17 protein-coding genes, 2 tRNA genes and 1 pseudogene are annotated in these 20,166 nt (G+C 70.7%); 11 read left to right on the forward strand and 9 right to left on the reverse strand.

Translation table 11 applies throughout. From position 1 onward, the window contains the following. Positions 1–182: 182 nt before the first annotated feature. Positions 183–273: transfer RNA gene (locus tag DVA86_RS28910), tRNA-Ser, on the forward strand. Between the two features lie 216 nt (positions 274–489). Further along, positions 490–562: transfer RNA gene (locus tag DVA86_RS28915), tRNA-Arg, on the forward strand. 100 nt (positions 563–662) lie between these two features. On the opposite strand, the pseudogene DVA86_RS35620 reads toward DVA86_RS28915, so the two are convergent. Beyond that, positions 663–899, reverse strand: a pseudogene (locus DVA86_RS35620) (site-specific integrase); the annotation flags it as partial. A gap of 455 nt (positions 900–1,354) precedes the next feature. Further along, entirely contained in the window at positions 1,355–1,942 is a 588-nt protein-coding gene (locus DVA86_RS28920; protein WP_208882728.1) for a hypothetical protein, read from the reverse strand. A gap of 992 nt (positions 1,943–2,934) precedes the next feature. Here DVA86_RS28920 and DVA86_RS28925 point away from each other — a divergent pair. The 4 genes from DVA86_RS28925 (at position 2,935) to DVA86_RS28940 (ending at position 7,240) form a co-directional block, all read left to right on the forward strand. Beyond that, positions 2,935–4,182: a sensor histidine kinase gene (locus DVA86_RS28925; RefSeq protein ID WP_208882730.1), complete on the forward strand. Its 1,248-nt coding sequence runs from the start codon at positions 2,935–2,937 to the stop codon at positions 4,180–4,182. Positions 4,183–4,535: 353 nt separating this feature from the next. Further along, on the forward strand, positions 4,536–5,765 hold the full coding sequence (locus tag DVA86_RS28930; RefSeq protein WP_208882732.1) for a hypothetical protein: 1,230 nt from the start codon (positions 4,536–4,538) through the stop codon (positions 5,763–5,765). 116 nt (positions 5,766–5,881) lie between these two features. After that, entirely contained in the window at positions 5,882–6,562 is a 681-nt protein-coding gene (locus tag DVA86_RS28935; protein WP_208882734.1) for a response regulator, read from the forward strand. Positions 6,563–6,643: 81 nt separating this feature from the next. Further along, positions 6,644–7,240: a winged helix-turn-helix domain-containing protein gene (locus DVA86_RS28940; RefSeq protein WP_208882735.1), complete on the forward strand. Its 597-nt coding sequence runs from the start codon at positions 6,644–6,646 to the stop codon at positions 7,238–7,240. On the opposite strand, the gene DVA86_RS28945 is transcribed toward DVA86_RS28940, so the two are convergent. Both DVA86_RS28945 and DVA86_RS28950 read right to left on the reverse strand, forming a co-directional pair. Next, positions 7,201–8,997, reverse strand: a complete 1,797-nt coding sequence (locus tag DVA86_RS28945; RefSeq protein ID WP_208885314.1) for an ABC transporter ATP-binding protein — start codon at positions 8,995–8,997, stop codon at positions 7,201–7,203. The genes DVA86_RS28940 and DVA86_RS28945 overlap by 40 nt on opposite strands. Before the next feature lie 260 nt (positions 8,998–9,257). After that, on the reverse strand, positions 9,258–9,410 hold the full coding sequence (locus DVA86_RS28950) for a hypothetical protein (protein ID WP_208882736.1): 153 nt from the start codon (positions 9,408–9,410) through the stop codon (positions 9,258–9,260). Between the two features lie 356 nt (positions 9,411–9,766). On the opposite strand from DVA86_RS28950, the gene DVA86_RS28955 reads away from it, so the two are divergent. Continuing rightward, positions 9,767–10,507, forward strand: a complete 741-nt coding sequence (locus tag DVA86_RS28955; protein ID WP_208882738.1) for a hypothetical protein — start codon at positions 9,767–9,769, stop codon at positions 10,505–10,507. A 118-nt stretch (positions 10,508–10,625) separates the two neighbouring features. Here DVA86_RS28955 and DVA86_RS28960 read toward each other — a convergent pair whose 3' ends face one another. The 3 genes from DVA86_RS28960 to DVA86_RS28970 form a co-directional block, all read right to left on the reverse strand. Continuing rightward, positions 10,626–11,054 (reverse strand): hypothetical protein, encoded by a 429-nt coding sequence (locus DVA86_RS28960; protein WP_208882739.1) that lies wholly within the window; start codon positions 11,052–11,054, stop codon positions 10,626–10,628. 73 nt (positions 11,055–11,127) lie between these two features. Next, positions 11,128–12,342 carry a sensor histidine kinase gene (locus DVA86_RS28965; protein WP_208882740.1) on the reverse strand — a complete coding sequence of 405 codons (1,215 nt, stop codon included), beginning with the start codon at positions 12,340–12,342 and terminating at the stop codon, positions 11,128–11,130. Next, the gene (locus DVA86_RS28970) at positions 12,339–13,103 is read right to left on the reverse strand and encodes a response regulator transcription factor (protein ID WP_208882742.1); all 765 of its coding nucleotides are present in this window, start codon (positions 13,101–13,103) and stop codon (positions 12,339–12,341) included. The genes DVA86_RS28965 and DVA86_RS28970 overlap by 4 nt, the downstream gene beginning before the upstream one ends. A gap of 146 nt (positions 13,104–13,249) precedes the next feature. Between DVA86_RS28970 and DVA86_RS28975 the strand changes: the two genes are divergently transcribed. From DVA86_RS28975 to DVA86_RS28990, 4 genes are read left to right on the forward strand one after another with little or no spacing between them, the layout of a single operon-like run. Beyond that, a complete protein-coding gene (locus DVA86_RS28975; protein ID WP_245997314.1) occupies positions 13,250–13,843 on the forward strand; it encodes a hypothetical protein in 594 nt (197 codons plus the stop codon). Next, the gene (locus DVA86_RS28980) at positions 13,822–14,901 is read left to right on the forward strand and encodes a peptidoglycan-binding protein (RefSeq protein ID WP_245997317.1); all 1,080 of its coding nucleotides are present in this window, start codon (positions 13,822–13,824) and stop codon (positions 14,899–14,901) included. The genes DVA86_RS28975 and DVA86_RS28980 overlap by 22 nt, the downstream gene beginning before the upstream one ends. Further along, a complete protein-coding gene (locus DVA86_RS28985) occupies positions 14,898–15,644 on the forward strand; it encodes an ABC transporter ATP-binding protein (RefSeq protein WP_208882744.1) in 747 nt (248 codons plus the stop codon). The genes DVA86_RS28980 and DVA86_RS28985 overlap by 4 nt, the downstream gene beginning before the upstream one ends. After that, entirely contained in the window at positions 15,644–16,912 is a 1,269-nt protein-coding gene (locus tag DVA86_RS28990; protein ID WP_208885318.1) for an ABC transporter permease, read from the forward strand. The genes DVA86_RS28985 and DVA86_RS28990 overlap by 1 nt, the downstream gene beginning before the upstream one ends. A gap of 169 nt (positions 16,913–17,081) precedes the next feature. On the opposite strand, the gene DVA86_RS28995 is transcribed toward DVA86_RS28990, so the two are convergent. Then, complete coding sequence (locus DVA86_RS28995) at positions 17,082–19,610, reverse strand: tetratricopeptide repeat protein (RefSeq protein WP_208882745.1); 2,529 nt, start codon at positions 19,608–19,610, stop codon at positions 17,082–17,084. 5 nt (positions 19,611–19,615) lie between these two features. After that, entirely contained in the window at positions 19,616–20,095 is a 480-nt protein-coding gene (locus DVA86_RS29000) for a hypothetical protein (protein ID WP_208882747.1), read from the reverse strand. Positions 20,096–20,166 lie beyond the last annotated feature (71 nt).

Here is a 20,166-nt window from a genome sequence, read left to right on the forward strand (position 1 = left end):
GCGGCACGGGTGCGGTGCGCGCGGGGCGCTTCGGCGGGTGCTTGCGCGGGTGCTCCCGAGCTCTCCGGGCAAAGGCTTTGCCGGGCTGTCCGGCGGCCTAGTAACGTAGGGGGCGATTGGTGACAGCCCACGGTGCTGTGCCATCATCTGGACGCACACTTCACGGCAGCACGAGTGTGCCTGGAGGCTTCGCCTAGTCTGGTCTATGGCGCCGCACTGCTAATGCGGTTTGGGGATAACCCCCCATCGAGGGTTCAAATCCCTCAGCCTCCGCTTGATCCCAAGGATCACCCGAAGCCCCGGCCGACCCGGCTGGGGCTTCCGCCGTTCCATGTCCGCTTCCGCGCCTGTTCGCGCTCGCGCGTGACCGCGCGGGATACTGCCGCGTGCGGCCCCGAGAAGGGCATCTGCGCAGGTCAGACAGCATATGGCTAATGGATTTCACCTGCGGCCAAGGGTCATGTAATGTTGTTCCCGCACCGCACGCAGGCGCTCGTAGCTTAACGGATAGAGCATCTGACTACGGATCAGAAGGTTGCAGGTTCGAATCCTGCCGAGCGCGCACAGGTGAGAGCCCCGCTCCGATTCTCGGAGCGGGGCTCTTTCGTGCCGTACAGCAGCGAAGTACAGCAACCGGCTCAGCCATCGGCAGCCGTACCGTCCATGGCGATCCCAGAGTGCCGGAGGATGTGCTGTGCCACCTTCGGGTGGACCCCGAGCGCGACCAGGAGCGAGCTGCACGCGTGCCGGGTGTTCCGCACCGGGATCACGCGGAGTCCGGCTCGGCGGGCCCGCAGCGCGAACATGCGGGACAGGTTGCCCGGCTCGATCGGCGTGCCGTACTTCGTCGTGAAGGCCAGCCCGTGCGTGTTCTGCCAGAGATCACCGGCCGCCCTCCGGCCACGGACTGAGCCTCGCGCGTGCGGAACGCCTTGAGGTAGCGGGTAACGGGGGGAATCGTCCGAATAGGCGAGGACTGCCCGTTTGATGACTGCGCTGGGACGCGGCCCCTGAGCACCACCTAGAGCGCGGGCGGCGCTATCGATGGCTGGGGTCGTGCCGGACATGGAGGTGCAAGTCAGACGTGGTGCTTCGGGTCCCGCCTGCACAGCAGACCCGTGCCCTCGCACCTTCCGCAATCTCCAATCAAGAGTCCCTCACCGGTTCCGTCGCAGGCGCGGCACCTTTCGGTGTCGGCGCCGCAATCCCGACATGGTGCTGACATCTCAACTTCCTTCCGTCGAAGGATTGTTCGCAACTTTCCAACCTACCGACGTCGGCTCCCGAGTCGCTACGCGAGGAAGGCACCTGCTGGGCTTCATGGCACGGGGATTCCCAAGCTCATGCCACATGACTACTTTTGCCTCGACAAGAGGGGGTGATGGTCGTGCCAGAGAAGGTCCCGACCGCCACGGGGAAGTTCGGCTATACCCCACTCCGCACGCATCACTCCCTGTTCCTTTGAACAGGCATAGGCCAAAAGGACGAGCCCCTGCACCCCAGGCTGTGTCAGGAGCTCCGGAAGAGTCTTGGACTCTTGCGGCCCCTCCAGTCCCAGGTCGAGCTCCTGTTGCATTGGTTCAGGTCCAAGCTGCCGGATCAGCTCTGCACGAAGCCCAAAAGCGTTGCGCAGACGGGCGGTCGTCACAGGTACATCTCGCTTGGCGTAGCGCAAGGGATAGAGCACACGTCCCTTCACCAACATGACGGTACGACCACGCAGGCTCAGCGGCTCTCCATACGGATCGAGGCCCCGCGCTAGCTCTTCGTACTGTGCGGCGTACAGGCCATGCCCGTATGCCTCAAGCGTCTGGGTGTGGACCCCCTCATGACCATCACGTGCGCGGTCGTGAGCACGCAGGAGGCAGGCCGGAATGATGTCTGTCAGCTCTCGCGCAAGTTCGCCGAAGATGTCGTTCGCCCATTGACTCACTGAGCCCATGCGCCCTCCCTCTCCACCGCTGAGCCGGCCAGGCCATGACTGAAACCATGCGATGGGGCCGATGTGCTGGGGAAGAGCGCATCGAGGGCGCGGAAGGGCACGTTGGAGGAGGCACGCGGGCAGCACGCGGTCCATAGGGGCCGCTGTACAGCAACACGAGCAGCAGTCCCGACGACCGCCCACGGAAGTCTCGTGTCTGTGGACTACAGTTTCTCCGTGGACATTTGCTCGCCTTCCTCAGCCAACCAGCCGTCACAATAGGCCGCTTGCTCGCCCGCGTCTGAGTACAGGTTGCCGCAGTGCATGCCATCGGAGGGGCAGATACCACCTTGTGGGCCCCCGAAGGCGGCACGTATCTGCTCCCGTGTACGGGTATCATCGGGGTGGCACTGGCAGCGCCGCGGGCATGGCGCCGAGGAATCGATTCCCCATCTACACACCTACGTCGGTGCAAGCCCTCGCTAGCGTCTCCAGGTACTCGCCCGATCTGCCAAGCAGGTCTCAGCAACTGCCCCACTCGTCGTTCGGAACGGGAGGGTCGGTCCGCGTGCCACAGCCGTGCCAGAACGAGCGGGGACTCAGAGGGAGTCCAGGAACCTGACAGTCGCTCAACCGGGTACCGCTCTCGCAAGTCAGCCAGTACCCACCGAATGCGTGCCAGCCAAGACGGTAAGTCATGGTCAACAACGCGTGCCAGACAGACAGCTCACTGTTCCCCTGGGGCACCGTGGGCGCTGGTCAGGTAGTCGCTCCGCTCTCCTGTTTCCTGTCGCCGGAACCGCCGTCGTCCGGGCTCTCGGAGCTACCGCAGGCCGTGAGCGTGAGGGCGGTGACGAGCCCCGTGGCGGTCACGGCAAAGGGTGCTCGTGTCATCAGCCCGAGCACGACGATTTCCGCCTGCATAGCGAGGGGCCCTTCGCATGTGCCCTGGACGGCCGGGGGCCCTGCGCAGCGGAGACTGGGCGGAGAGGGGTGAGGACTAGCGTCGCGGCATGTTCGAGGCTGCGGCTGCGTCGCTGGTGCGGGCTGTCCGTCCCGTGGTCGTCCGGTGGCGTGCGCGGGGCGTGCTGGTGCACGACGCCGTGTTCACCGCGGTGCTCGCCCCGGTGGTGTTCGCGCCGGGTACGGCCCATATCGGCGCCGAGTTCGGTGATCTGCCGCAGCGGCCGCTCGACGCCGTGGGAGTGCTCGTCATGGTGGCCCTGTGGGTGCCGCTGGCCGTGCGGCGCCGGTGGCCCGGGGTCTGCCTGGCCGTCGTGGGGAGCGCGTACGCCGCGCATGAACTGCTCGGCTGTCCGGAGACGTTCGCGACCGTGGGGCTGTACGTCGCCCTGTACAGCGCGGGTTCTCGGATCGCGGGTCGTCCGCTCGTGGTGGCGGCCGCTTCCGCGACGGGTGCGTACGTCCTGTTCGCCGTCGGGCTGCACGCCAAGGGCTCGCCTCAGCGGCTGTCGGACTTCGTCACGATCTACGTGGTGCTCGCCCTGTGCTGGGGTGCGGGCGCGTGGGTGCGGGTGCGGCAGGCCAGGGAGGCCGTACGGCGTCGGCTCGGCGCGGCGGCGGCGAGGGAACAGGAACGCGCCCGGATCGCGCGGGAGTTGCACGACGTGGTGACGCACCACGTCACCGCGATGGTGGTGCAGGCCGACGCGGCGCATGTCGTGCTGGCCGAGGCGCCCGATCGCGCGGCCGAGGGCCTCACCACGATCGGCGATTCCGGCCGCCGCGCCCTGGACGATCTGCAGCATCTGCTGGGTGTGTTGGACGCGTCCGGCGACGGCTCCGGAGACGCGTCGGTCCCGGCTCGTCTGACCGATCTGGTCGAGGAGACGCGCGCGGCCGGCCAGCCCGTGGAGCTGACCGAGCTGACCGAGCTGACCGAGCGGGGCGAACGGCGTCCGGCCTCCGGAGGCGTTGAACTCGCCGCGTACCGGGTGGTGCAGGAGTCGCTGACCAACGCGCTCAAGTACGCGCCCGGTCGGAAGACCGCCGTGCGGGTCCGTTACGGCCTCGAGGAGACCGACATCGAGGTGACCACCGACGGGCCGGACGCCGCGGTGGCGGACGGGCCGGAAGGGCAGCCAGGCGGGCCCGGCGGGCCGGCAGGGCCGCGCGGCGGGGGACGCGGCCTGGACGGGCTACGGGAACGGGTGAGCGTGCTGGGCGGCGAGCTGCTCGCGGGCGCCCGGCCGGACGGCGGCTTCGTCGTCCACGCCCGCGTGCCCTCCGGGAGCGACTGACCGGCGCCAACGGCCTTGTAGTCGTACGCAGTTGTGCCGGCTCGCTCGGACCACGAGCCGGGGCCGGGAACCAGCGCCATTTTTTCCGCGTCCTTGACGAAAAGGTTGACCACCTCAGTCCGGGCGCGACCGAGCAGTGCTCGCTGCGCCGGGCAGGCCACTCCCGGTGGCTCTCCGACCGCACATCACGAACGTGAACGGTGAAACAGGGCGCGAAAGAAGGGAAATCTCTCATGGGGGACAGCGTCGGCAGGCACTCGACCGAAAGCGCCGAAAGCGCCGAAAGCACTGATGGCACTGAAAGCGCTGAAGGCACAGGAACCGCCAGGCAGGGCGCGTTGTCCCGTCGGCGGATGCTCGGTGTGTCCGGGGCCGCCGGGCTGGCCGTACTGGGTGCCGCGGGGTGTCAGAGCGACGACTCCGGATCGGGTGGGAAGGACGCCGGAGGGAACAAGCCGGGGGAGGTGGGCAGTCAGTCCGGGCGCGGGGAATCCGGGAAGCGCGAGGAAGGCCCCCGCCTTGCGGACGCCGTCCTCGGCGCGAACTTCAACGGCGACCCGTCCAAGGTGACCTTCGCCGAACTCGAGGACGTCTCGGCGACCTGGCTGCGCGGTTTCTTCCCCATGGACGACGCGGACAAGGACTCCATACCCGGGAAGCCGCAGATCAAAATGCTCCTCGACGCCAAGGAGCGCGGACTCGGCACGTCGCTGTCGCTGAAGTTCCAGTACAAGGGGGAAGCCATTCCGACGCCGGGCAGCGAAGCCTGGAAAACGGCGTTCGCCCGCCTCGACAAGGTGCTGCCGGCCGTCATGAACAAAATCGACATCCTGGTGATCGGCAACGAACCGTTCCTCGAGACCCGCGAGGAAGACCGCGACCGCCGCCTCAACAAGTTCTACGAGAAGCTCGCCCGGCACGTCGTCGCGTACCGCGACAAGCACTCCGCGACCGGGACCAGGCTCTACATGGGGGCGCTCAACCACATCGACTGGGAGGACGGGAAGACGGCCGCCACACAGCGCTGGATGGACTTCGTGAAGAAGACCAAGGGCATCGACGGAGTGGACATCCACCCGCACGTGTCGTCGCTGGCCGGCGCCCAGGAGTACATCGACTACGTACTCCCCCGCATGCGTCCTGAACAGAAGTTCCTGGCCACCGAGTTCTCGCTCGTCCTGTACTGGCAGGAGCACATGGCGGACCCGGTGGCCGCCGGTTTCGCGGAGAAGTACCCGGAGACCAAGGGCATGCAGGTGTGGGAGGTGCTCCGCGAGGCCACACAGGAGCGCTTCACGCAGGAGCAGTGGAGCGACTTCTTCGCCATGACTCCCTGGCTCCGCAAGCAGCGGAACTATCTGCGGGAGCAGGTCGAGATGTTCCGCAAGACCGAGCGGCTCGCACTGGCGGGTTACGGCGTGAGCCAGGACGAGGCGATGACGGTGGAGATGACCGCCGAGAAGAAGCCCTGGATGCTCAACAGCCTGTTCTGTCCGTACACCGTGCGGGACGGAAAGGACGGTCTGCCCGGGCGGAACACCACATGGATCGGGCAGTTCCGTGAGCTTCAGAAGAAGTCCTGAGGGACGGGGGCGGATCGGATGCCCGCGTGGTTAACGGAGCGCAGTAGGGCGGACGGCCGTCCTGGCTACGGGAGACGGATTCACCGGCGGGCCCCGAATTCGGTCGGAGGTGCGGTGTGAGTGAGCCGATACGTGTGCTGATCTGTGAGGACCAGCAGCTCGTGCGGGCCGGTTACGTCACCATTCTCGGCTCGGAGCCCGACGTCGAAGTGGTCGGCGAGGCCGAGGACGGAGGCGAGGCGGTCGAGAAGGCCGGGCGGCTGCGCCCCGACGTCGTGGTGATGGACATACGGATGCCCGGCATGGACGGCATCGATGCGACCAGGCTGCTCGCCGGGCCCGACGTCGCCGACCCGGTCAAGGTGCTCGTGGTGACGACGTTCAACGTCGACGAGTACGTGTACGCGGCCCTGCGCGCCGGGGCCAGCGGGTTCCTGCTCAAGAACGCGCGGCCGGCGGAGCTGGTCGACGCCGTGCGTACGGTCGCCACCGGCGACTCGCTGCTCGCACCGGCGGTGACCCGCAGCCTGATCGGCCGCTTCGGCGAGCGCATACGCCCCGGCGGCCCCGTGCCGCCGGACGAGCGGGAGCACGCCGCACTGACGCTGCGCGAGACCGAGGTGCTGCGGCTGATCGCTACGGGGATGTCCAACGCGGAGATCGCGGAGCAGTTGGTGATCAGCCATGAGACGGTGAAGACGTACGTCTCCCGCATTCTGTCGAAGCTGGAGCTGCGCGACCGCGTGCAGGCGGTCGTCTTCGCCTACCGGACCGGTGTCATGGAGATGCGCGGCTGAGGCCGCAACCGGTCACCGCGGCGGGCCGGTTGGCGTCGTGCGAAACAGCGACGAAAGCCCCCCTGCCGGTACACAGGCACCATGCGTGTGCTGATCGTGGATGACACAGCGGGCGACGGGGATCACGGGGGCCGCGGCGACGGGAGCGGTCCTGTACGGCGCGGGGAGTCGGCCGCCGAGCGGCTGGCCGGTGAGCTGCGGCGCGCCGGGTACGCCGTGGCGGTCGTCGGTGACGACGGCGCCGTGCCGCGCCCGTCCCGGCCGCCGCACCCAACGCACCCGCCCCGCCCGTCCGTTCTGGAGTACGCCGGACTCGTACTGGACGCGCCGCGCCGCCGTGCCAGCCGCGAGGGGCGGCCGGTGCTGCTGTCCGCCCGGGAGTTCGGCGTGCTCGAGGTGCTGATGCGGGCCGACGGTGCGGTGGTCAGCGGCGAGGAGCTGGTGGCCCGTGTGTGGAACGGGGAAGTGGGCGCCCGGAGCAACGCCGTACGGATCACCGTCAGCAGACTGCGGGCCAAGCTCGGGAAGCCGGTGGTGGTGGAGACGGTGCCGCGGGTCGGGTACCGCCTGCGGCGGCTGCCCCTCTCTCAGGCGGCGGCGCCCCGTGAGGCGCCTCACGCGGCGCCCCGCCCGGCGCCTCACGGGACGGCCAACCGGCGGCCCGCGCCGTCGCCGTAGAGCCGCGCGTACGTGCCGCCCCGCGCCAGCAGTTCCGCGTGGCGGCCCGACTCCACCAGGCGGCCCCCGTCGAGTACGAGGATGCGGTCCGCGTCCGGGGCCACGTGCAGATCGTGCGTGATGAGCAGCGTCGTACGCCCGTGCATCAGGTGCCGCAGCGGCGCGATCACCTGGCGGGCGGCGACGGCGTCGAGGCCTGCCGTCGGCTCGTCCAGGACCAGTACGGGGGAGTCGCGCAGCAGGGCACGGGCGATGGCGATGCGCTGGAGCTGGCCGCCGGACAACTGGGCGGTGCCCGGGGCGATATGGGTGGCGTAGCCGTCGGGGAGCGCGGCGATGAAGTCGTGGGCGGCGGCGTCGCGGGCGGCCCGGCGGATCTCGTCGTCGGTCGCGGTCCCGCCCGGCCGTCCGCAGGCGATGTTCTCGCGGATGGTGCCGTGCAGGACGAGCGTCTCCTGGGGGAGGAGCGTGACGCGCTCGCGCAGGAACTCCAGCGGGAGGGCGTCCAGCCGTATCCCGTCGAGCCGGATGTCGCCGGCGGCCGGGTCGTAGAAGCGGGGCAGGAGCTTGGAGACGGTCGACTTGCCGGCGCCGCTGGGCCCGGTGAGCAGGATCAGCTCCCCGGGGCGCGCGGTGAAGGAGACGTCGCGGAGGGCGTACGGGGCGCGGTCGGGGCTGGGGCCGGGGCCGGGCGCGCGGTCGAGACCGGGGGCGCGCACCGCTTCGTCCGAGCTCCCGTCGGGGCCGGGGTAGCGGAACGAGACCCGGTCGAACTCCACCACGCCGCGTATCCCGTGGGGCGGGCGCCCGGCGCCCGGCGGGTCGGTGACGGCGGGCTTCGCGGCGAGGATCTCCAGCAGCCGCTCGGCTCCCGCGGTGGCGGCGGTGACGACGAGCCCGAGCTGGCCCAACTGCCGTATCGGCGGGAAGAGATAGCCGAGGAACGCGGCGAAGGACAGCAGCTGCCCGAGCGTCATCCGGCCAGCGGAGATCTCCCACGCGCCGAGCCCGATGATGGCCAGAACGCACACGGTCTCCATGACCTCGACCAGCTGCTCGTACATCTCGCTCAGCCGGTTCCCGCGTACGGACGCGCGCATCCAGGCGCCGGCCTCGGTGCTCAGCCGCTGCTCCTCGTCGCGCTGCCGGTTGTACGCCTGGGTCAGCACTATGTTGCCCAGCGACTCCTCGACGACGGAGGTGATCGCCCCGTCGGCGACGCGCTCCTGCCGGGCCGCGGTCTTGATACGGGTGGCGAACTGCCGGGCGGCCAGCCAGAACAGCGGCGCAAGCACGAACGTGGCGAGGGCCAGGTCCCAGCGCAGGAAGAGCGCGGCGCCGAAGAAGAAGACCGTGCTGAACAGCGCCGACACGGTCTGGACGACCCCGGAGACGACCATCTGCTCGATGGCCTCGACGTCGCCGGTGAGGCGTTCCACGAGGTCGCCCTGGCGGTGGCGCTGGAAGAAGTGCGGCGGCAGCGCCTGTACGTGGCCGAAGACGCGGGCCCGCAGCCGCATCACGAACCGTTCGGCGACCCATACCGCGGCGGAGTTCCCGGCGTAGCCGACGAGGGCGCCGAAGACCGCCATTCCCAGCCACTGCGCGGCCGGTCCCCAGAACGCGCTGACCGACCCCTTCTGCAGGGCGTTGTCGGCCAGTTGGCCGAAGAGGAGGACGGCGCCGGTCTCCGCGAGGGCGGCGACCACGACGCACAGGCAGATCAGCACCAGCCAGAGCCGGTCGCCCTCGGTCATCGGCCAGAAAGCACGGAACGCGTGGCGTGCGGACGCGCTGGCCGAGGAGCCGTCCTTCTTTTCCCCGCCCGCGAATTCCGGTGCGGGATTGGGCGGCACGGGAAATTTCGGTACGGGTGTGAAAGCCCGCAGCCGTACCGTCGGCTCGTCCTCGTACGGAGACACCGCGCCACTCCTCTTCCGTGCCGTCCCTGAATCCCGTGCCCGCGCGCGCCCGGAGGCGGGCCCCCCACTGGGCCCGCCTCCGGTAGGTGTGGATGTCAGCAGCCGCCGATGGGGCGGGCCGGCTTCCAGCAGCCGGGCTGCGCCGGGCGGGCGGGCTCCGCCGGCCGGGCGTGGCCGCCCTTGCCCGGCTTGCCGATGGCGATGCCCCTGCGCGTCTTGGTGATGGCGATGGTCTTACGGGCGCTCATGGTGTTCTCCCTCTCTCGGTGTTGCTCGCGTTCTTCGGTTTTCCGGAATTCCCGGGCGTGGCCCGGGAGATGAATGCGTAACGCATTCCCGTACGCCTCCGTGCTGTGCTTTCGATGGCGACACAGAAGACGTTAGGCGAGCGGCACGTGCCGCCGATACCTTTTCCGATGAGGTCTCGCTTAATTGAGAATGAGAGCGTTTCTCATCTGTAACGGGGAGTTTTATCCGGCACTTATGCGGAGGCGCCTAGTCCGGTTCATCGCGTACGCGCGCTCGCGGGGGGTCTGACGGAAGGGCACCATACGGGGTACCCCGGGCAGTTCGTCCGCTGATCGAACCGCTAGCCTCCGCATGCATGACCGATCCTCAACCCCCCAACCGACCTGCCGGGGGTGAGCTCGCGAGACCACCGGCCCGCCGCGTCGTCCTGCGGCTCGCCGCGGGTGCCACCGCGGCCCTGCTCGTCACCGACCTCGCCACGCGCGGCTACAACCGCTACGACGCGATCCCGACCATCCGCCGCTTCGTGAACGTCGACGTCGAGGCCAACCTGCCGACGTGGTGGAACAGCACACTCCTGCTGGCCGTCGCGGGCACGGCACTGACCGCCGCGCTGCTCAGCGGGCGCGGCGCGCGCCCCGGCCGGCTGTCGTGGCTGGCCCTCGCCGCCGCGACGGCGCTGCTCAGCATGGACGAGTCGGCCTCGCTGCACGAACGCCTCGGCGAGGTCGGCAAGTCGTGGAAGGAGTGGGCCGGGGTCTCGCTCCCCACGCACGCCTGGGTCCTGCCCGGCGCGGTCCTCGCGGTGGCGGGCACCGTGTGCGCCGTGCTGTGGGCCCGTAAGCTCCCGCGCGACCTGCGGTTCGGGCTGCTGGCCGCGCTGGCGGTGTATCTGGGCGGTGCACTGCTGACCGAGGCGTTCAACGGCTGGGCGCACTCGAACGACTACAGCACCGCGCTCATGCTCGGCACGATCGTGGAGGAGGGCCTGGAGATGAGCGCCTGCCTCGTCGCCCTCGCCACCCTCGGCCGGTACGTGGTGCTGGAACGCGACCCGGAGTCCGGCCGCGCGGTGGTCCGGCTCGCGAACGCGTAGCCGCCTCGGGCCCGGGGCGGACCCGAGGCGGTCGGCAGCCTGGCCCGCCGGTACAGGGGGTCAGGCCGGCGGACCGTACGGCGGCCGGGGTGCTGTACGGGCTTTCCGTACGCGGGGGTCACACGCGGGCGTCGAGGCGGTGCAGCAGTGAGCCGTCCGGGCCGAACACGTCCAGCACGTAGTCCTCTTCCGGCGGGTCACCCTGCTCGTGCAGGAAGCCGGTGATCGAGTCCTTGAGAGCGTCGAACACCTCGGCGTCCTCGTTCTTGTCGCGCGTCCACACCGTCAGCTGCTCGGCGCCGCCGGGCCCGGAGCCGCGCAGGATCGCGTACACGTCCTTCGCCCCGCCCGACTCCCGGTAGCGGTCCGCGAGCCGGACCGCCTTGTCGGGCGCGGTGGTCGAGGTGGCGGTCGGGCCGGGGGTTTCGGAATCGGAGGCGGAGGGGCGGTCCGGGGCGGGGTCGCTGTCCGAAGTGCAGCCGGACAGCAGGGCGGCGGCCACGGCGCAGGCGCAGGCCAGCGCCGTCGTGTGGGGGGTACGGATCATCGCGCCATTCTGTCGGCCGTCGCGGCGCGGCGTGAAGCCGCCCCGGCGAACTCCGTTCGCGACAGAGGCCGGTTCAGGGGCCGCCGTGTGCTGCCGCGGGCGGGAAGCGTACGCGGATGGTGAGGCCGCCTTCCGGGTTTGCCGTGGCGTGCGTGGTCGCGTTGTGGGCGCGGGCTATCGACGCGACGATCGAGAGGCCCAGACCCGCGCCGCCGTCCGACGGGTCGCGGCGGTGGCCGCGTTCCTCGGCGCGGCGGAACGGCTCGAACAGCAGCGGCACGTCCCCGAACGGCACCACCGGGCCCGTGTTGGCGACCTCCAGGCCGTACGTGTCGACGCGTACGCGGACGGTGCCGCCGGGGTGGTTGTAGCGGAGGCCGTTGGAGGCGAGGTTGTGGACGGTGTGCTGGAGGAGGACCGGGTCGCCCTCCACGTACAGCGGCTCCGCCGCGTCCACGTGCAGCGTGAGCGAGCGCCGTGCCGCTTCGTCGCGCAGGTCGTCCGCGCAGCGGTCGGCGATGTCGTGCAGGGCGACCTTCTCGCGGCGCTGCAACTGCCGGTCGGAGACGGCGAGCAGCAGGAGGGCCTCGATGAGGCGCTCGCTGCCGTCGGCGTTCTCGATCAGTTTGCGCCGCATACGGGCGACCTTCTCCGGCGGCGGATCGTCCGCGAGGCCGATCTCGGCGGCGGCGCGCTGGACGGCGAGCGAGGTGCGGAGTTCGTGTGCGGCGTTGGCCGCGAAGCGCTGGCGGGCCGCGACGAGGTGCTCGATGCGGTCGAGCATCTGGTCGAAGGTGTCGGCGAGTTCCTTGAGTTCGCCGCCGCGTGACTTGAGGGCGAGCCGTTCGTGCAGGTTGGCGCCCGACAGCTGCCGGGCCCTGGCCGTGATGACGCCGACGGGGCGCAGGACGCGGCCCGCCATCCACCAGGCCAGCGCGGCGGAGACGAGCGCGAAGACGGCGAGGGAGACGCCGGAGACGGCCAGCAGCCGGTTCAGCGCGGCCTCGCCGGCGACGTCGCTCACCTTGGCCACCGCCATCTCGGCCGTGTCCGACGGGTTGGTGGGCAGCGGCTGTGCGGGGGCGACGTCCGTACTGCCCTCCGTACGGTCTCCAGTCCGGCCCCAGTCCGGGTTGTACGCCGTGCCCGGCACGGCGCGGACCGCGTTCCCGATGCGCGCGTCGAGGCTCTGCCGCAGGAGGACGTAGACGAGACCCGTGAGCAGGGTGCCGGCGAGGACGAGCAGGCCGGTGTAGAGGGCGGTGAGGCGGGCGCGTTCGCTGTTCACCGGGGGGCTCCGTCCGTACGGGGTGCCGCGTCCGTACGGATTTCCGCGTCCGTACGAGGTTCGCTGCCCGTACGGGGCTCGGTGCCCGTACGCGGCCCCGGGCCCGCCACGAGCCGGTACCCCGAGCCCGGCACCGTCTCGATGACCGGCGGGTCGCCGAGCTTCGCGCGGAGCTTGGAGAGCGTGACGCGTACGGCGTTCGTGCGGTAGCTGGTGTCCTCCTCCCACACCTGCTCGATCAGATCCTCACCGCTGACCACCGCGCCCTCCGCCCGCAGCAGCGACTCCAGCACGGCGAACTCCTTGCGCGACAGCGCGAGATAGCGGCCGTCCCGGCTGACCTGGCGCCGTGCGGTGTCCAGCACCAGCCCGGCCCGCTCCAGTACGGGCGGCAGCGCCGGCTGCGCGCGCCGCCCGAGGGCGAGGACGCGGGCCAGCAGCTCGTCGTACGCGAACGGCTTGCTGAGGTAGTCGTCGGCGCCCAGGCCCAGGCCGGCCACCCGGTCCCGTACGTCGCCGGCCGCGGTCAGCATCAGGATGCGGGTGAGCAGCCGCTGCCGTACGACCCGGCGGCACACCTCGTCGCCGTGCACCAGCGGCAGGTCGCGGTCGAGGACGAGGACGTCGTACGCGCCGAACTGGAGCTTGCGCAGGGCGGCCTGGCCGTCGTACGCCACGTCCACGGCGACGGCGTCGCGCCGCAGCCCCTCGGCGATCATCTCGGCCAGGAACTCCTCGTCCTCCACCAGCAGTACGCGCATGGGCACCTGTGTACCGGAGCGGGGGGTTTCGTCGGCGTAAACGGATTTGCTGAGAGAAACGAAAGGCGGCTCTGCGGGACGGTCACGGCGTTCGCGTTCACCGCACCCCACCGTCACAGGACGAGTGACAGGACGAGGAGACCGCCGTGCAGAAGTCAACAGCGGAGACGGCCTTGAAGCATGCCGAGCATGCCGAGCGTGCCGAGCCGGAGAGCCCGCGCCGGGGCCCGGTCACGGGGCACCGCCCGGGTACGAGGCGCCGCGCCGCCGCCGTCGCGGCCTGTGTGGTCGTGCTGGTCCTGGCCGGTACGGCGTGTTCCGACGGCGACGGGTCCGACGGCAAGGACGACGCCGCGGCCTCGGACACCGGCAAGACCGACGAGGACAAGGCAGTGGCCTATCGCAAGTGCCTCCGCGACAACGGCATGGACATCTCCGAGCCCAAGCCGGGCAAGAAGAAGGAGGCCGTCACCGTCGACGGCGGCAACAAGGCGACGATGGAGAAGGCGTTCAAGGCGTGCAAGGACAAGGCGCCGAACGGCGGCCCCGGCGGCGAGCCGTCGCAGGCCGACAAGGACAAGGCGATCAAGTTCGCCAAGTGCATGCGTGAGAACGGCTGGAACATGCCCGACCCCAAGTTCGAGGAGGGCGCGGCCCGCGCCATGCCGGCGCCGAAGACGGCGGCCGAGAAGAAGAAGTTCGAGAAGGCCAACAAGGCGTGCGGGGGCGAATTCCGGTGAAGCGCGGCACCGTACTGGCCGCCGTGCTGACGGTGCTGGCCGTGGCGGGCGGCACCACCGCGTTCGCCACCCTCAACTCCTCCGACGGCGGCGGCACCACCCGCGACAGCGGCCTGCCCCCGGACACCGCCGCCGTCGAACGGGGTGACCTGAGCGAGAGCGTGCAGGCGGACGGCACCATCGGCCACGCGGGCGAGCGGAAGATCAACGCCGCCGCCGCGGGCACCCTGACCTGGGCGCCCAAGGCCGGTTCGGTGATCAAGCGGAACGGTGAGCTGTACGCCGTCAACGGCCGCTCCGTACGGCTGATGTACGGCTCCCAGCCCATGTACCGGACGCTGAAGGACGGCGTCGAGGGCGACGACGTACGGCAGTTCGAGAAGAACCTCGCCGCCCTCGGCTACACCGGCTTCACCGTCGACGACGAGTACACGGACCTCACCGCCGACGCCGTCGAGCGCTGGCAGGAGGCCAACGGCGACAAGGAGACCGGCACCGTCGGCCCGGAGCACGTCGCGTTCGCGCCGGACGCCGTACGCGTCGAGAGCGCGGCCCGCTCCGTCGGCGACCAGGCGGCGCCCGGCCAGCCCGTGCTGACCACGACCGGCTCCGAACGCGTCGTCACCATGAAGCTCGACGTCAGCGAGAGCGGCTCCGCGAAGAAGGGCGACAAGGTCACCGTCACGCTGCCGGACGGCAGTTCGGCGGCCGGCGAGATCCGTACGGTCGGCACTTCCGCCAAGCCGGACGGCGAGAACCCCGAGGACGACTCGCCCAAGATCAGCGTCACCGTCTCGCTGGACGAACCGGAGAAGGCGGACGCGCTCGACAAGGCGCCCGTGACGGTGGAGTTGCGCGGCGAGACCCGCAAGGACGTGCTGACCGTGCCCGTCGAGGCGCTGCTGGCATTGCCCGGCGGCGGCTTCGGCGTACAGGTCGTGGAGCACGGCAAGGCTCGCGACGTACGGGTCGAACCGGGCCTCTTCGCCCAGGGCCGCGTCGAGGTCGGCGGCGGCGGGCTGAGCGAGGGCACGAAGGTCGGGGTGCCGGAACTATGACGCGGGTCGTCGGCCTCACGGGGGTCACGAAGGAGTACGCGGGCGGCGTCACGGCGCTGCGCGACGTCGATCTCGGTATCGAGGAGGGCGAGTTGGTGGGCATCGTCGGGCCGTCGGGCTCGGGGAAGTCCACGCTGCTGCACATCGTCGGCACGCTCGACCGGCCCACGTCCGGGTCGGTCGAGATCGCCGGGTTCGATGTGGCGGCGCTGTCCGACCGCGAACTGTCCGCGCTGCGGGCCCGGCACGTGGGCTTCGTCTTCCAGGCGTTCCACCTGGTGCCGGGCGTCAGCGCGCAGGACAACGTGGCGGAGGGGCTGCTGTACTCCGACCTGCCACGGGCCGTACGGCGCCGGCGCGCCGCCGAGGCGCTCGAACGCGTCGGCCTCGCCGACCGCGCACGGCACCGGCCGCACGAACTGTCCGGCGGGCAGAAGCAGCGCGTCGCCATCGCACGGGCCGTCGTCGGCGAACCCGAACTGCTGCTCGCGGACGAGCCGACCGGCGCGCTCGACTCCGCGTCCGGCGAGTCCGTCATGGCGATCCTGCACGACCTGAGCGAGTCGGGCGCGACGATCGCGGTCATCACGCACGACGCGGAGGTCGCGGACCAGCTGCCGCGGCGCGTACGGCTGCGGGACGGCGCGGTGGTCGGGGACGTGACGGGGCCCGTGACGGGGCCCGTACGGGGTGGGGTACGGGCGGTTGCGCCTGTGCCGGACGACGCGTGGGCGGGCGCGTGATGGGGCGCCGCAACGAGGGTCCCCGTATCGCGGGGCGCCGCGTGTTCGCGGGCCGCAAGTCCTCCCGTTCGCCCGGCCGCAGGCTCTCCCCCGCCCGGCTCAGCCCGCGCGACGTCCTGCACGTCGGCTCCGGCGGTCTGCGCAGCCGCCCGTTGCGCGTCGTCCTCTCCGCGCTGGGCATCGCCATCGGCATCGCCACCATGATCTCGGTGGTGGGCGTGTCCGCCTCCAGCCAGGAGCAGCTGATGCGGCGGCTCGACCGGCTCGGCACCAACATGCTGGTGGTGTCGCCGGGCGAGTCGATGTTCTCCGGCGAGGACGTCAAGCTGTCCCGTAACGCCGTCGGCATGGTCAGCCGTGTCGACGGGGTCGAACAGGCGGGCGCGACCGGCTCGGTCGACGCGACCGTACGCCGCAACGAGAAGATCCCGGAGGACGAGAGCGGCGGCATCGCCGTACAGGCCGCGACGCAGGGGCTGCTGAAGGTCGTACGCGGAAAGACGGCCAGCGGCACCTGGCTCAACGAGGCCAACGGCCGCTACCCGTCCGTCGTCCTCGGCCACGTCTCCGCGCAGCGGCTCGGGATCGGCAAGGCGGGGCAGCAGGTGTGGCTCGGCGACCGGTACTTCACCGTCGTCGGCATCCTCGACCCGCTGCCGCTGGCCCCGGAGCTCGAACGGTCCGCCCTCGTCGGCTGGTCCGCCGCCGAACGGCTCCTCTCCTTCGACGGCCACCCCACCTCGGTGTACGAGCGCTCCACGGACGACTCCGTAAGCGACGTACGCGACCTCCTCGCGGCCACGGTCGACCCGGAGAACCCGCAGAACATCAAGGTCACCGACCCCTCCGCGAAGCTTCAGGCACGGGCGGCGACGGAGGGCGCGTTCAGCAGCCTGCTGCTCGGACTCGGCGGCATCGCGCTCCTGGTGGGCGGCGTCGGCGTCGCCAACACCATGATCATCTCGGTGCTGGAGAGACGCTACGAGATCGGGCTGCGGCGCTCGCTGGGCGCGGCACGGGGGCAGATCCGCATCCAGTTCGTGACGGAGTCACTGCTGCTCTCCGGCCTCGGCGGCGTGGCCGGCGTCGCCCTCGGGGCGGCGGCGACGGGGGTGTTCGCACACCTCGACGGGCTGCCGTGGGTCGTACCGCTGTGGGCGGTCGGCGGCGGCTTCGGAGCCACGCTGGTCATCGGCACCCTGGCGGGCCTCTACCCCGCGGTCCGCGCGGCCCGCCTCTCCCCGACGCTGGCCCTGCACGCGGCGTGACGGGCCCCCCGGGGGCTTCCCGGGGCGCCCCTCGGGGGCGCCTCCTGGGGGCGCCCTCCCGAGGGCGGCAGACCGGCGCGGTGTGTGCCCGAGGAGGGGTGGGCACACACACCGCGCCGCGGGGCTACGCCGTACGGCGCCGTGTGGCGCACCCAATCAGCCGGGGACGTCAGTCGGTCCGCCGGCTTGAGGCGCGGGCCAGCGCCGCTCGGTCTCGTACTTCGGCTTCGCGGCGCCGGTCGCCTGTCTCTCGAAAGATGGCAGCAGCGGTGGAAAGAGCCTCAACAGCCTCTTCGAGTCTGGGTACCTGACACAGACTGAGCCCGACGTTCTTCCAAGCGATGCCTTCGCCGTGGCGGTCGCCCAGCTCCCGGCAGAGCTGCGCGTCCTGGGCACCAACGTCGGCAGCCTCGTCGAATCTGCCTTCTTCGGCGAGGGCTTGGCCGAGGAGATTCAGCGTAGAGGCCGCACTGCGGCGGTTACCGGTTTCCCGGAAGAGGCTGACAGCGGTGGTGAGTGGAGTGACAGCATCGCCGAAGCTCCGCTTCTGAAGCAGTATTTCCCCGAAGTTGGCCAGCGCCATGGCCTCGCATTCTGGGTATCCGATCTCCTTGGAGAGGCGAGCAGCGCCGAGCACGGCGTCGGCGGACTCGTCGAATCTACGCATCCGGATCAGTGCGCCCCCGAGGTTGTTGAGCGCATGTGCCTCCCCATGGGGGTCACCGAATTCACGGAAGAGGGCAACGGCGTCAGTGTGAGCTTTGACTCCCTCCCCAAACTTGCGTGCGCCGACCAGGGCCAGTCCGAGTGTGTCCAGCGTGACGCTCTCTGCGTGACGATCGCCCACCTCCCTCCAGTGAGCGACAGCCTCGGTCAAGTTGCCGACGGCCTGCTCGGCTCCGCCCAGCTCGATCTGGATGGAGCCCAGGATGCCCAGCACCCGGGCCCCGCCCAGGCTGTCTCCCAACTCCCCGAAGAGAGTCGCCGCATCGGTGAGGACGGTGACGGCCTCCACGAATTTCTCCAGGGAAGCCAGAGCCTGTCCGAGATTGCTCAACGTCATGGCTTCCGCGTGGCGGTCTCCGGCCTCACGGCAGAGATCGAGAACCGCAGTGAAGGTGTCGGCCGCTTCTTGGAACCTGCCTGCCCGGGTGAGGGCCCGCCCCAGGCCGTCGAGCGCTGCTTTCTCGTTGTGACGGTCTCCGGCCTCACGGCAGCTGGCAACGGCGGCAGTACAGAGGTTGATCCAGTCGTTGGCGTAGCGGCGCAGGTCGAAGAACGTGCCAAGAGCCAGTGCGAGACCTGTTGCGGCGGCGTGGTGTGCAGGGGCGGCCGTGGCGGCGGCGACGAGATTGCTCTGTTCGGTATCCAGCCACTCCAGTGCCTGATCGCGGTCGGTGAAGTCGTCCGGGAGGGGCAAGCCCGGTGTTGTCTGCAGGTGGATGTCGGCGGCCTGAGCGGCAGTGAGGTAGTGGTCGAGCAGGCGCGCCACCGCCGCGTCCCGGCCGTCGTCCGTGGCGCGGGTGTGGCCGGCCTCGTCCGCGAAGAGCCGGACCAGGTCGTGCATCCGCCAGCGGCCCCAGACCTGCCCGGGCTCGACCAGGTGCGAGTCGGTCAGGTGTTGCAGCAGCTCTTCGGCCCGGTCCGTGGCGGTGCCGGCAAGGTGGGCGGCGGCTTCGGTGGACAGGTCGGGGCCGGGGTTGAGGGGCAGCAGCCGGAACAGCCGGGCGTGATCACTGTCGAGGAGTCGGTAGGACAGGTCGAAGGCGGCACGTACGGCCCGGTCGGGGCGGCTCAGCTTGTCCACGCGGGTGTGCTCGGCCTGAAGGGCAGTGGCCAGGGAGGCCGCGGGACGGGCGGGCGCGGCAGCCAGGAGGGCGGCGGCGATACGCAGGGCCAGCGGCAGGCCCGCACACAGACGGGCAATCGTCGTGGCCGCTTCGGGATCGTCGGCAATGCGGGTGTCGCCGTCTCCACGGGCGTGGCGTAGTGCCTGGTCGAGCAGGGCGATGGAGGCCGGTTCCTCAAGGACGTCGAGGTCGTGGAGGCGGGCGTCGAGTCCGTCGAGGGTCTGGCGGGAGGTGACCAGGGCGGCGGTCACACCGTCGGTGGGCAGCAGCGGGCGGGCCTGCTCGGTGGTGAAGGCGTTGTCGACGACCACCAGGATCCGCTGGCGGCGTTCGGCGTAGGCCGCCAGCACGCTGCGGTACAGCCGCTGCCGGTCCTGCAGACCGTCGGGTATGTGATCGCCGGGCATGCCCAGTGCGCGCAGCAGGCCTTCCAGGGCCCGCTCGGGAGACAGGCGGCGCTCGGGGTCGTAGCCGGACAGGTCGGTGAAGAGCACCCCGCCGGGGAACAGGCCCCGCTTCTTGCGGGCCCGGGCGGCGGTCTGGACGGCCAGTTCGGTCTTGCCGATGCCGGCCAGGCCGGACACGGCAGTCACCAGCGCTGTCTGCCCGGCGCCCCCGCGGCTTTCGTCCGGGGCCAGGTCGTTCAGCAGCCGGTCGACGTCCTGGTCGCGGCCGGTGAAGGCGGCGGAGGGGGCGGGCAGGCCGGACAGGGCCGGGGTGATCCGCGGCGGCAGCTGCACGGTGATGTCCCGGCCCTGGATGACCGCGTGGAAGAAGATCCCGCCGCTGATCGTGTTGTCGACCCGGCCATCCGCTGCGCCCTCGCGGGCTGCCTCTGTCTGCCCCATGCCGGTCAACTCCGCGCCGGTGGGAGGGTGCTGTCGCCGTCGTCGGTATCGGCCGTCGGCTGCGCGGCCGGTGCGGAGGGCGCAGGGGGCGGGGTGGTGAAGGACAGGCCGGAGAAGTCCCGGCCCTGCAGCACCGGCCCGTGCTGGGTACCGCCGCTGATGGTGTTGTGCACCGTGCCGTCGCCGGTGCTCACCAGCTTGGCCTGCTCCTGCCAGGCTTCAAGACCGGTGCGGAAGTCCGTATCCAGCGCGGCCCGCACCGCGAGTGCGATGCTCAGCGCCTGCGCTTGCCGCTGGTCGGCCGGATCCTCTTCCAGCCGCGCCAGCTCCGCCTCCCCGGAACTGACCGCCGGTGCCTCTTCACCGGCGTCGCGGCGGAACGGGCGCCGCACCAGAGCCGTTAACCCCGCCCAGGCCTGCCGCCCGAGCTCCCCGCCGGCCCCGCCGGCCAGCGCCGCCAGCAGCCCTACCGATACCGGGTCCACTCCGCACCACCTTCACCTTCCGTAATGGGACTGTCACCAAGGATGGACGAGCGGGAAGGGAGCGGTAGTTC

Origin of the sequence: Streptomyces armeniacus (genome assembly GCF_003355155.1) — a bacterium.
Taxonomy (GTDB): Bacteria; Actinomycetota; Actinomycetes; order Streptomycetales; family Streptomycetaceae; genus Streptomyces; species Streptomyces armeniacus.

Bases quoted from the DNA above. Each gene is read 5' to 3' on its own strand.
- DVA86_RS28920 (WP_208882728.1), bottom strand. From the start codon at position 1,942: ATGGGCTCAGTGAGTCAATGGGCGAACGACATCTTCGGCGAACTTGCG.
- DVA86_RS28925 (WP_208882730.1), top strand. From the start codon at position 2,935: ATGTTCGAGGCTGCGGCTGCGTCGCTGGTGCGGGCTGTCCGTCCCGTG.
- DVA86_RS28930 (WP_208882732.1), top strand. From the start codon at position 4,536: ATGCTCGGTGTGTCCGGGGCCGCCGGGCTGGCCGTACTGGGTGCCGCG.
- DVA86_RS28940 (WP_208882735.1), top strand. From the start codon at position 6,644: ATGCGTGTGCTGATCGTGGATGACACAGCGGGCGACGGGGATCACGGG.
- DVA86_RS28945 (WP_208885314.1), bottom strand. From the start codon at position 8,997: ATGACCGAGGGCGACCGGCTCTGGCTGGTGCTGATCTGCCTGTGCGTC.
- DVA86_RS28950 (WP_208882736.1), bottom strand. From the start codon at position 9,410: ATGAGCGCCCGTAAGACCATCGCCATCACCAAGACGCGCAGGGGCATC.
- DVA86_RS28955 (WP_208882738.1), top strand. From the start codon at position 9,767: ATGACCGATCCTCAACCCCCCAACCGACCTGCCGGGGGTGAGCTCGCG.
- DVA86_RS28960 (WP_208882739.1), bottom strand. From the start codon at position 11,054: ATGATCCGTACCCCCCACACGACGGCGCTGGCCTGCGCCTGCGCCGTG.
- DVA86_RS28970 (WP_208882742.1), bottom strand. From the start codon at position 13,103: ATGCGCGTACTGCTGGTGGAGGACGAGGAGTTCCTGGCCGAGATGATC.
- DVA86_RS28985 (WP_208882744.1), top strand. From the start codon at position 14,898: ATGACGCGGGTCGTCGGCCTCACGGGGGTCACGAAGGAGTACGCGGGC.
- DVA86_RS28990 (WP_208885318.1), top strand. From the start codon at position 15,644: ATGGGGCGCCGCAACGAGGGTCCCCGTATCGCGGGGCGCCGCGTGTTC.
- DVA86_RS28995 (WP_208882745.1), bottom strand. From the start codon at position 19,610: ATGGGGCAGACAGAGGCAGCCCGCGAGGGCGCAGCGGATGGCCGGGTC.